The sequence below is a fragment of the Actinotignum urematis genome, from assembly GCF_051264595.1.
Classification (GTDB): Bacteria; Actinomycetota; Actinomycetes; order Actinomycetales; family Actinomycetaceae; genus Actinotignum; species Actinotignum timonense_A.
Genome location: NZ_JBOZBG010000001.1, coordinates 277,766 through 289,697 on the forward strand (window position 1 = coordinate 277,766; position 11,932 = coordinate 289,697).

At 61.9% G+C, this 11,932-nt stretch carries 7 protein-coding genes and 1 pseudogene; 1 reads left to right on the forward strand and 7 read right to left on the reverse strand.

Annotated features, from left to right (window positions below; translation table 11 throughout):
• Positions 1–67 precede the first annotated feature (67 nt).
• Positions 68–973: a PIG-L deacetylase family protein gene (locus ACRQDJ_RS01225; protein ID WP_284904385.1), complete on the reverse strand. Its 906-nt coding sequence runs from the start codon at positions 971–973 to the stop codon at positions 68–70.
• Positions 974–1,103: 130 nt separating this feature from the next.
• Here ACRQDJ_RS01225 and ACRQDJ_RS01230 point away from each other — a divergent pair, with 130 nt between their 5' ends.
• The gene (locus tag ACRQDJ_RS01230; protein WP_026428496.1) at positions 1,104–2,939 is read left to right on the forward strand and encodes an AMP-dependent synthetase/ligase; all 1,836 of its coding nucleotides are present in this window, start codon (positions 1,104–1,106) and stop codon (positions 2,937–2,939) included.
• Between the two features lie 77 nt (positions 2,940–3,016).
• Here ACRQDJ_RS01230 and ACRQDJ_RS01235 read toward each other — a convergent pair whose 3' ends face one another.
• The 6 genes and pseudogenes from ACRQDJ_RS01235 to ACRQDJ_RS01260 form a co-directional block, all read right to left on the reverse strand.
• Positions 3,017–3,496 (reverse strand): chorismate mutase, encoded by a 480-nt coding sequence (locus ACRQDJ_RS01235; protein ID WP_435717723.1) that lies wholly within the window; start codon positions 3,494–3,496, stop codon positions 3,017–3,019.
• Positions 3,496–4,755, reverse strand: a complete 1,260-nt coding sequence (gene clpX / locus ACRQDJ_RS01240) for an ATP-dependent Clp protease ATP-binding subunit ClpX (protein ID WP_284904389.1) — start codon at positions 4,753–4,755, stop codon at positions 3,496–3,498. Before clpX ends, ACRQDJ_RS01235 begins: the two co-directional genes overlap by 1 nt.
• Positions 4,756–4,993: 238 nt before the next feature.
• The gene (locus ACRQDJ_RS01245) at positions 4,994–5,617 is read right to left on the reverse strand and encodes an ATP-dependent Clp protease proteolytic subunit (RefSeq protein WP_087071212.1); all 624 of its coding nucleotides are present in this window, start codon (positions 5,615–5,617) and stop codon (positions 4,994–4,996) included.
• A gap of 119 nt (positions 5,618–5,736) precedes the next feature.
• Positions 5,737–6,384: a ClpP family protease gene (locus tag ACRQDJ_RS01250; RefSeq protein ID WP_039898292.1), complete on the reverse strand. Its 648-nt coding sequence runs from the start codon at positions 6,382–6,384 to the stop codon at positions 5,737–5,739.
• A 328-nt stretch (positions 6,385–6,712) separates the two neighbouring features.
• Positions 6,713–11,455 (reverse strand): metallophosphoesterase, encoded by a 4,743-nt coding sequence (locus tag ACRQDJ_RS01255; protein WP_284904391.1) that lies wholly within the window; start codon positions 11,453–11,455, stop codon positions 6,713–6,715.
• Positions 11,456–11,706: 251 nt separating this feature from the next.
• Positions 11,707–11,932, reverse strand: a pseudogene (locus tag ACRQDJ_RS01260) (trigger factor); the annotation flags it as partial.

An 11,932-nucleotide genomic window follows, 5' to 3' on the forward strand; every position in this document is an offset into this window, starting at 1 on the left:
GGAACGGGGCAACGGTGCCCGCGGCGCGCGCAGGCACGTACCCGGGCTGAGAGCACGCCACGAGGATTTAGAGCACACCCCGGAAAGCAGGAATGCGCATCGCCTCAAAAGCTTCCGCGGCCTCCATTTTGGCTTGTTCGCCCCGGAAATTAGCTTTGGCGGTGAGCACGTCGCCGGCCATATACGGCTTGTTCATCTGGTCGGCGTGGATGGCCACCCCGGCGCTTTTCACCCCGGTGTATTCGGTAATATCCACGAATACCTGCGGGGAAAAGTTCGCGGTGGCGGAGGGTGATTCGTAGCAGAGAATCGCCGGGTGGCGCCGCCCGGCCCGCATGGTGGCGCGGTGCACGGCGGTGTGATCCTGGTGCTGGTCATGAGCCGAATGCGTGAAAATAATATCCGGATTGAGGGTGCGGATTTTTTCTTCGATAGCACCGGTAAGGGTATTTTCATGCTCGGCTAGGCGGGTATCGGGCAGGCCGAGGGTGCGCAGCGAGGTCACCCCGAGGAAAGTACCGGCGCGCTGGGCCTCCCCGGCCCGCTCCCCGGCATTGCCTCCCACTGCACCGTCCGCGGCCACGATGGCGTGAATCTCGTGCCCCGCATCGGCCAAGCGCGCCAAGGTACCCCCGCAGGCTAATTCCAGATCATCGGGATGCGCCCCGACGGCGAGGATACGGCGCGTAGGTGCCGCCGCCCCCACCGGAATCCAGCCGCTGATAAGAAGAACAAGCTGGGTGGCCAGCGCCGCGACGGAGCCCAGGCTCACCCACCGTTCTAGGTTCCCGGGCGCGTTCCCGCCCAGCAAAGCGATATTAGCCGGGACGAGGAGGAAAGCACTCCCCAGCGTGAAAAGCTGGAGAGGCCGGAAGGCGCGGATGCGTCGTCGTACTGAAGTTTCGAGAAGGACAACGGATAGGGCCGTTACAAGAAGGAGCACGGCAAGCAGAGCATTCATGGAGATCGTCATGGCTCCAGTGTTCCGCCCCGTGTTAATATCGCGGTGAGGAGGTGATGAGAACTCTCTCATCGCGCCTCCACCCCCGTTTCCCGCGCGTGCCGTACACTTTACTTACTCACGCGTAACCTTGAGGAGAATCATGGCCGAAATCGAGCGGACTGAAGTTTTCACTCCCGGAAAGATTCATATCACCGATGAAATGACGATTCCGTGGGTTTTCCGTAATATCGCACGCGAACAGCCCGAGCGCACCGTGGTGGCGCGCAAAGCCTCACTGGGGCAATGGGTGCCGGTGGCATGGCGGACTTTCGAATCTGAGTATCGCGCGCTGGCACGCGGTTTTATCGCGATGGGCGTCCAGCCCGGGGATCGTATCGCCCTCATGTGCCACACCCGCTACGAATTCTGCGTGGTGGATTTCGCGCTGTGGTCCATCGGTGCGATGGCCGTGACCGTGTACGAAACCGATTCCACGGAGCAGGCTCGCTGGATTGTGGAGGATGCGCACTGCCGCTTCGCCGTCGTCGAAAATCAGCAGATGGCCGCGGTTATGGCGCCGTTCCGGTCCGATTTTGATTTCTTCACCGATATTTTCGTTATTTCTGATGATGACCTGGCCCGGATTTCCGCGCGCGGCACCATGGATCTCGACGCTGAGATTGACCGCCGTATCGATGCGATGCATGCCGACGACGAAGCTACCGTCATCTACACCTCTGGCTCGACAGGCCGGCCCAAGGGTGTGGTGCTCAGCCACCGTAACCTGCTGCACGTCGTTATTAACGGGCCGCTGGATGATAATCTCGCCCCGATCCTCTCCGGCGAGAAGCGCACTCTGCTCTTCCTCCCCATGGCCCATGTTTTCGCGCGTTTCATTAACCTGGTGGCCTTCTACGCGGGTAATACCATCGGGCACTGCCCCGATACCCACAACCTTGTTGAGGACATGAAGTCTTTCAAGCCGCATTATATTTTGGCGGTGCCGCGCGTTTTCGAGAAGATCTATAACGCGGCGGATGCCCAGTCCACCGGCGTGAAGCAAAAGATTTTCCGCTACTACGCGAAAGTGGCGATCGCCTATTCGCGGGCCCTCGATAGCGCGGCCGGGCCTTCGCTGGCGCTGCGGGCCCAGCATGAAGTGGGCGAACGCCTCGTCTACTCCAAGATTAAGGAAATTACCGGCGGGAACCTGGAGAATGTGATTTCGGGTGGCGCGCCGCTGGGGGCACGGCTCGGGCATTTCTTCCGCGGCATCGGAATTAATATTTTTGAAGGCTACGGTGCAACGGAAACGTCCGCACCGACCACGGTGAATCGCTTCAACCACCAGCGGATCGGTTCGGTGGGTCCGGCCTATCCCGGCTGCCACGTGGCTATTGATACCGACGGCGAAGTGCTCGTCAAGGGCGATCACGTTTTCCATAAGTACCTGAATAATCCCGAAGAAACCGCCAAGGCGTTTACCGAAGATGGCTGGTATCGCACCGGGGATCTCGGCAAGATCGAAGATGGCTTCGTGTGGATTACCGGGCGGAAGAAGGAACTTATTGTGACGGCCGGCGGGAAGAACGTCTCCCCCGCAATCCTGGAGGACCGCCTGCGCGGCCACCCGCTTATTTCGCAGGTGGTCGTGGTGGGTGACCAGCGGCCTTTCGTGGGTGCGCTCATCACCCTGGATGCGGAGATGCTTCCCATCTGGCTGAAGAATAAGAATCTGCCGGCCATGTCTGTATCGGAAGCCGTGCACGATCCGCAGATTATCGCCTCGGTGGATCGCGCCATTAAGCGCACCAACGAAGCGGTCTCCCGCGCGGAATCCATCCGTAAATTCGTTATTCTGCCCATTGATTTCACCCCGGAGAACGGCTACCTCACCGCTTCCCTCAAGGTGAAGCGCACCGCGGTGCTCCGTGATTTCGCCACCGTGATCGGGCGCGATATTTACGGGGATAAGGGCGATAAGAACCGCGACTAGCGCATAGTTCGGTTGGGAGCGGGGCGTGGGCTACCTTAGTCCACGCCCCGATTCGTTTCTCCCGGTGTTGTGCGAAGCTAGTTCACGCCTTCATCGTCAGCTTCGCGCTCACCGCCTTCGCCCTGCGCGGCACAAGAAGCACGGGAAGCCCGAACAACGCGAGAAGCACGGGAAATACGCTGGTGATCCTCGACCGCGCGCGAGGTAATGACATTGTGTACCCGCACCGCGAAATCGGGATCCAGCCCGGCCCCGCGCGCCAGCTCAGCAATGCGAACATGCTGGACACCCTCACGGGCCATATCGCGCGCAGGAAGCCGGTAGCGATCCTTGAGGCGCCCCACGGCATCAGTCACCTGCTTGCGTTGCCCCAGCAGCTCAATGAGCTGGGCATCCAAAACGTCCAAGCGCGCTCGGAGCGTCCCGAGCTCAGCGGCGCAGCGATCCTGCTGCGCCGTGCGCGCATCCGCGCCATCGGTACCCGGAGCACTCCCCACGCCTGCCGCGCAGCGCTCCGTTTCCGGTTCCGGGGTATGCCGCGTCTCTCCGCCGCTCACTAGGCGCTCTTCCGTTGCGCCGCGGAAACAATCTCCACGGGCGCACCGTCGGTGACCGCCGCGCGGGTCACAATCACTTCCCGCACATCTTTCCGGGAAGGCACATCAAACATGGCCGGGCCGAGCACCCGCTCCATAATGGAGCGCAGCCCGCGCGCCCCGGTGCCCCGTTCCATCGCTTCACGAGCCATGGCGCGCAGCGCCTCGTCCTGGAAGGTCAGGCGCACTCCGTCCAGCTCAAACATGCGGGTGTACTGCTTGACGAGGGCATTACGCGGCTCGGTGAGAATCTGCACCAGGTCGCCTTCACCCAGCGCCTCCACCGTGGCGATAACGGGCAGGCGCCCCACCAGCTCCGGGATGAGGCCGTATTTGTGGAGGTCCTCCGGGGTGACCTGCGAGAGCATATCCGAATGGGCGTCGGCGTCGTGCAATTGTGCCCCGAAGCCGATACCGTGGCGTCCAACGCGAGTGGAAATAACATCCTCCAAACCCGCAAAAGCCCCGGCGCAAATAAAAAGAATATTCGAGGTGTTGATCTGGAGGTATTCCTGCTGGGGGTGCTTGCGCCCACCCTGCGGCGGCACCGCCGCGACCGTCCCCTCCACGATTTTGAGGAGCGCCTGCTGCACGCCCTCCCCCGATACGTCGCGGGTAATGGAGGGATTTTCAGATTTGCGGGTGATTTTATCGATTTCGTCGATGTAAATAATGCCGGATTCGGCCTTTTTCACATCATCACCGGCCGCTTGCACGAGCCGCAATAAAATATTCTCCACGTCTTCGCCCACGTACCCGGCTTCGGTAAGCGAGGTGGCATCGGCAATCGCGAAGGGTACATCGAGCATCCGCGCCAGCGACTGGGCCAGGTACGTTTTCCCCGTTCCAGTGGGTCCGAGCAATAAAATATTGGATTTGCCGAGCTCAACGGTATCTTCCCCGTCGGCGGGGCGCGGTGCAGCCTTCGCGCGCAGCCGCTTGTAGTGGTTGTACACGGCCACGGCAAGCGTACGCTTCGCGGCATCCTGCCCCACCACATACTCATTCAAAAACGCGTAAATATCGGCGGGAACGGGGAGCTCGTTCGGGGAGAAACCGTCGTTTTCTTTCCCGAATTCCTCGGCGATAATCTCATTGCACAGCTCGATGCATTCGTTGCAAATATATACACCCGAACCGGTGATAAGTTTCTTCACCTGGCGTTGGGTTTTCTGGCAGAACGAACACTTGAGAGCTTCTGCTGCATCGACGGTCGCCATGTTCCTCCTTGCCTCGCGGCCGCGCCGTACGCGCGTCTTCCCTATTTCACCGCATCTGCGCCTAAAGGTCACGTTCCCACGCGGGGCGCCCGGTCAGTGAGATGTACGACGACGCAGCTCCCGCGCCGTGCCCCGCCGCCCCTTGCACGTGAGCGGGCAGGAGCACCTGGCCCCTACCCGCCCATGATACGCGCTACCGCCCGAAGCTACAGCCCGGAGCACGAGCGCGAGAATCGCATTAACCGTTGGTTACGACATCCGCATTTTTACGCGATTCGAGCACGTTATCCACCAGGCCGTAATCCTTGGCCTGTTGGGCGGTGAGGATCTTATCGCGCTGGATATCCGCCCGCACCTCATCGGGAGACTTCCCGCTGTGGTGGGCCAGGGTGTTGACGAGCCATTCCGTCATGCGGTCGAGCTCGTCAGCCACGATGGAAATATCCGTGGCCTGGCCTTGCATGCCCTCCATTGCCGGCTGGTGGATGAGCACCCGGGCATTGGGGAGCGCCAGGCGCCGCCCCGGGGAGCCGGCCGCCAGCAGCACCGCCGCCGCAGAAGCCGCCTGGCCCAGGCACACGGTCTGGATTTGCGGCTTGATGTATTGCATCGTGTCGTAAATAGCGGTGAGCGCGGTGAAAGAACCGCCCGGGGAGTTGATGTACATGGTCACCGGGGAGTTCGGGTCCATCGATTCGAGGACGAGCAGCTGCGCCATCACATCGTCGGCCGAAGCGTCATCCACCTGCACTCCGAGGAAAATAATGCGATCCTCGAAAAGCTTGGTGTAGGGGTTGGAGCGCTTGTACCCGTAGGGGGTGCGTTCTTCGAAATCGGGAAGCACGTAGCGGTTGGAGGGCATCGGGCCCGCGCTACCGTGGCCGAAACCGGCGCTCGGTAGGTTGCCAGCGCCCGGAACGTTGCCGGCACCGTAGGCGGCCATCATGGCGGGCAGGTTACCCGCGGCTCGGAAATTCATCGTCATGAGAGCTCCTCCCCCGCGTGGCTGGCTTCGAGTGCGCCGTCGTTATTATCGCTATTCGGCTTCTTGAGCATGACCTGCGAGTTGGAAATAATGTGGTCCACGAAGCCGTATTCCAGGGCTTCCTGGGCGGTGAACCAGTGGTCGCGTTCGGAATCTTCCAGGATCTGTTCCAGCGACTTGCCGGTGTGCTTGGCGTTGAGCCCGGCCAGTTCTTCCTTCATCTGCAAGATGAGGTTGGCGTTGATGCGAATATCAGCGGCCACTCCGCCGGCGCCGCCCGAAGGCTGGTGCATAAGAACGCGGGTATGCGGGGTGATATAACGCTTACCCTTGGTACCAGCTGAGAGCAGGAATTGGCCCATCGAGGCTGCCATGCCCATCGCCACCGTTACAACATCGGGCTGAACATACTGCATGGTGTCAAAAATGGCCATACCCGCGGTGACCGAGCCACCCGGAGAATTAATGTACAGGTAAATATCGCTCTCCGGATCCTCCGCGGCAAGGAGCATCATCTGGGCGCAAATCTGATTCGCATTATCATCGCGAACTTCCGAGCCGAGCCAAATGATTCTTTCCTTGAGGAGGCGCTGGTAAACAGCATCGCCGAATGCTGAAGGCTGGTTATTATCCCGGCCTTCCATGCGAGGTGATGTGGTCACGGTTTTCCTTCCTCGGAACCTCCACGCGGAGATTCCATACTCGTATGCGACTTTAACGCCCGCGGGCCGCCGTGATCATCCTGGCTCGAGACTTTTTCGCTGATGGCGCATGGTTGGCGCCGTCACTGTGATACGGGGCGACGGCGCGCACGGTGGCACGCGCCAGCGTGGCGGCACAGCGCTACGGTGCCACGCGCCAGTGCCCCGTCACGGCGGCGCAACCGAGAAAACGAACGGGAGGGCGGCGAGCTGATACTCGCTGCCCTCCCGCTGGAAAGCTGGCTAGCTACTAGCCACTGCTAGTGAGCCGCTAGCGGTTGACGGCCGGGCGGTCAGCGCCCGCCCCGGTCCAGTCACCGGCGAGGAACACATCGCCGGCGCGGCCGAAGCCGAAGCTGGCCACCGCGGCGCCTTCACCTACGTTCTCACGCAGGTGCCAGATATTGCCGCGAACCACGCCGATGCCGTCCACGCCGTCCCCGTTCCAGTCACCGGCAAGGAATACATCGCCGGGCCGGCCGTAGGAGGAGGTGGACTTGGCCTGGGTCTCCGCGAAGGACGCCTGGGCGAAAACGGTGTTTCCGCGGCGCACCGCGAGTTCATCGCGCCCGTTGCCATCCCAGTCACCGGCCACCATCTGGTCGCCGTGGCGCCCGAAGGAAACCATGGCGGTGTGGTTGCCACCGGCTAGGTCATCGCGCACGTACACCGTGTTTCCGCGGCGCACCCCGATGGTGTCCTTGCCGTCCCCGTTCCAGTCGCCGATAACGATCTCGTCATCCGCGCGGCCGAAGGAGAATTGCAACTGGGCATTGCCGGTGGCGGCATTGGTGAGCAGGAAGGTGTTGCCGCGGCGCACGCCGGGGGTGTCCACGCCGTCGCCGTCCCAATCGCCCACGAAGATGGTTTCGCCAGCGCGACCGTAGCTGGTCACGCGATCGGCGTTGCCGCCGGCCAGAGCGGTAGAGCTGAAGAGCAGATTGCCCCGCGGCGCCGCCGGCTTGCTCGGCTCTTCACTCGGCTTATCGCCCGGTTCGGTCCCCGGCGTGCTCGGGTCCGTGCCCGGTTCCGTAGGCTCCGTGCCCGGCTCAGTCGGCTCCATGCTCGGCTCCGTGCCCGGCTCTTCACCGCCGGGCTGCTCGCCACCCGGGGTTTCCCCGGCGCGCGCGGTCAGCCACTTGCTGGAGTCCAGCGGTTCGCCCACGAGGCGGACTTCACCGATGCAGCCCTGGAAGCCGGATTCACGCACACCGGCGTAGGAGCCCGCCCCGAGGACCCACGGCAGGCCCTGGGTGCCCACGCCCACGGTGCCCGGCGAATTACGCAGCACCGGTACGCCATCCACGTACATGGTGGTCATCTTGGTCTCCGGATCATTGACCACCGCGAGGTGGAGCCACTGATCGCGCGAAACAATCTCACCGGACCAAGCCGAGGATTCGGCCGGAGTGGGCTTCTGGGAATCCACGAAGGAGAACTGGATTTCCGCCAGGTTCGACATCGCCCACGCGAAGGGCGGTTCCTCACCCTCGGTGTTGTTGTAGCCGGCGATATTCTGGCGCTGGCCATCGCGGGAAAGCCAGGCCATCCAGGCATTGTTCTTGTTATCGAACTTCGGGGAGATCTTGATGAAGGTTTCGAAGGTGAAACCGTTCTCGAAGGTCTCGTTATTGACGGCAGCATCGGCAGCGGTCACGAAGTTATTCCACCGTGCGTTATCACGCCCGCCGTTGGCGAAGCACACCGCACCGGCATTGGCCGAGAGCGGGTGGTGGTCACGGGTCCATACGACGTCGCCCTCTTCGGTTCCCTTGGAACCGGGCTGGTCCAGCGGGGCCCGGGTGAAGTTATCCCCACCCACGGCATCCACGATGGCCTCACCCACGGCAACCGGGGTGCCTTCGACCTTATCCACCGGCATCTTCCAGTGGGCCACGGTGCTCTCCACCTTCGGGTAGTCCTCCGCACCGCTCGGGGCGGTGGGGGTCACCTGGGTCGGCGCATCGTAGCTGGCAAGCCACTCGCGCAGTTGCGGCGTCGTCAAAGAAGCCTTCGTATCAGCGATCACGAGGTTCGGGAAACGTTCGGCGAAGTTGAAGTCAAGTTCGAAAGTTTGGCCCGCACCGTTAAGAATCGCCTGGTCGTCGGGAACAAGGGTGTCCTTGGCCTTCGTCATCACCCAGGGTGAGAAGGAGGTCTGGTAGATCTTATTGCCCGGCAGGTCGAATTCCACCATGCCCATGTAGCCGTTTCCGCCCATGTAGGCCATCTGGTAATCCATGAGGACCTGGTAGACGGGGTGGCCGGCGTCGTTCGTGCGCGTCCAGGTGGTCGCGCCGTGATGGTGGCCGTTGAAGGTAAGGAACACCTGATCGTGGTTGCGGATGAGCTTATTCCACACCTTTTCACCGAACTCGGTGGCCAGCGGGGTCACGCCGTCGCCCTCCACGTTAATCAGCTGATGCGAATTAACAATCGTGGGGGTGGTGGGATGCGCATCGAGCACATCGGATGCCCATTGCAGCGCGTCATCCTGGGCCTGCCAGGACAGGTTCATGACCAGGAAATCTTGGCCATTGACCTTGAGGATGTGGTATTCGTGTGCTCCGGAAGGATCGCGTTCCACGAAGGTGGAGTTCTTGGCAGCGCGCTCGGCGCCGAACCATTCCTTGTAGGTGCCGTAGCCAACCGGATCGGTATCCGAGGCATCGGCCCCGACGTCGTGATTACCGGCAAGAATCGAGTAGGGATGCCCCGCGTCCTCGAGAATCTTCATGGCCTTATCGGCGATTTCCCACTGCTGGGGGTGGTTGTACTGATCCACGATATCGCCCAGGTGCATGGACATCTTAATGCCGTACTTCTCAGCGTTCTGCGCGATCCAGGAGGTCTGAGCGGAGAAGGGCTCGCTGCCGTACATGGCGCCGAATTGGTTACCGGTTTCTTCCGTGGCGTAGCGCGAGTAGAACTGGGTGTCCGGGATAACGCCGAGCGCGAAGTTCGAAAGCGGGGTCTTTTCTTCCGCCTCACCGGTGCCGTCCTCACCGGTACCGTCCTGCGGGGTGCCCGCCAGCGGGTTACCTTCCGCATCGAGGTACACGGTGAACTGCCCGGAGAGCAGTTCGCGGCGTTCCACCTTTTCCACCTCGTAGTTATTATCGAGGATCGGGAAGAGCGAGATGGGGGTCATGACCATTTCGGCGGCCGGCTTCACCCCGGAATCGAGGGCCGGGCCGGCGTAGGGATTGATCTTAATATCGAGGTGCCCGTAGTGCTTGCCGCCCGAGATGAGCTTCTTCACGCCCGCCTCGTTGGTCTTCCACATTTCCGGTTCGTTAGCCTGCGCCATCCACACGGAGTGAGAGTTGAAACGCAGCGGCTCGAAGGCACCGCCCTCCCCCGTCTTCACCATCTTTTCACCGCGCAGGCCATCGGAGGCTACCCCGACGTCCCAGTGGTACACGCCCACCCCGTCGCCGGCTTCATCCACGTAGGAGGCCTGGAACATTTCGTCATGGCCGGAGAAAACGGAGGCCACATTGTACTTTTCGAAAAGCGGCTGGAGGTGGCGCATGGGCACACCCGGCTGCTGATCGGGGAACTTGTGACCCATCGGGGTGCCGTGCACACCGTTGGAGTAGGCCACGTGGTGGTACTGCACGATAATGATCTGACCCTTGGCGCGGGCATCAGCCAGCTGCTTTTCAAGCCAGCGGTACTGATCCGAGCCGGGCATAAAGCTGGGCTGATCCACCGAATCGGGAGCCGCATCCGGGCCCCACCAGCCGGCCGCCACCGACTTGGGGAAGTCCCGCGCGTATTCCTCGTACGGGAAAACGCCCTGGGTGTCGGTTCCGAGCTGAGCTGCGGTAATGCCTTCGTCATTGCCCTCGATCTTGGCTTCTTCCGGCATTGTCTTCGGAGTCTGATCGGTGCCGTTGGTCGAATCGAGGCTGATGATCGTCACCGGGCCCATATCGGTGCGGTGGTAGGCATCGCGCGCATTCGCGTTATCCGAACCGTTGGTATCAAATACCTGGTTGTAGGCGGCGCGGGCCCGCGCTACCGCGGTGCGATCCTCCGGGCTGCCGTAGCCGTACACTTCGTGGTTGCCCAGCGAGGTGATCACCGGAATGGAATCGAGCAGCTGGCCCTTATCACCGGCGAAGTAGCGGAACCATTCATCCCAGTGGCTTTGCGAGGAGGCACGTTCGGCAATATCGCCGGGCAGCAGCACCAGATCCGGCTTGGCGGCGGCAATGGCGGCGTTATTGATTTCCTGCACCTTATCCTCGGTGAGCATGTAATTGACGGCGTACTTGCCGTTACGGGTGGAGCCACCGAATTTCTTATCCCAGGCCGAGTCCTTCCCCGGGCGTTCTTCGGAGCCCTCGGCCAGGTTGAGGGTCTGTTCCCATTCGCGGTAGGTCACGCGCCCGATGGGTTCGGTTTCGGTATCGGAGAAGGCGATGATGTGGAGTGGATCGGTGATCCCGGCCTTCCCATCGGGGAGGGTACGGAGCGTGGCGGAATGCGCGTAGCCATCCACCGTGACCGTGTAGGTGTAGGTGGAGCTGGGCTGGAGCTCTTCCACGCGCTGGCTGTACTTGTAGGGATGATCGGCGCGAATCCAGGCGCCCTGCGGTACCGACAGCGCCTTCCCGCGGCTGAGGGTGCCTTGCTTGAGTTCGTAATCCTGGTAATCATTGACCGGGTTCTGCACGCCGGCCACGGTGTAAGTGCGCCCTTCTGCGGGCAGGCCCGGGCCGCTGATGGTGAGAACGGCATTATGGCCCAGTTCCGTAAACCAGTTAATCGTCATCTCGTGGGCACCGGGGCGCTGCAGGTAGGGCAGCACCCGGAAGCCGGGCCGCGGATCCATGGGTTGAGTCACACCGTCCACGACGACGGGATTCTCATTCGTAGAGGCGAGAGCCGGTGAATCGACTCCCGGGAGTACTGGCTCGGCCGCGGCTGGCACCGTGAATGCCACCCCGACCGGCACTAGCGTAGCGGCAGCTAGAGCCGCTACTGCTCGACGCACGTGTCGCATGAATATCCTTCGCTTTGAGCTAGTCGGGGCGCGGATTGGCCCGACTCGGAAACACGCGTTTCCATTGCTCAAACTATTGAATTCGCCTTAATGAGCCGTAAACGGGCTCTTAATTTAAGGAGCTTCACGTGAATATCACATTGTACGACGACGGCGCAGCTGCGCTGCGCGCATACGCGTGTGGGGTGGGAGGCTGAGCCTCCCACCCCACACGCCCGCCAGGTTAGCGGGTGGTTAGTGTACTTCCCGAATTAGCCGAGGAGCTCCTCGAGCTTCTTCACGAGGGTCTTGCGGGCCTTGCCGGCCTTCTCAGCTTCGAGCACGCGGGCCACTTCAGCGGCATCCGCGCCCTGGGCGTATTCCACGACCTCGTCCACCTTCTTGGCGGCCGGATCAAAAGCATCCGCATCCGCGGCCGGCGCATCCGCGCCGGAGTCCGCTGCGGGAGCTTCCTCCGCGGCAGCGGCAGCTTCGGCT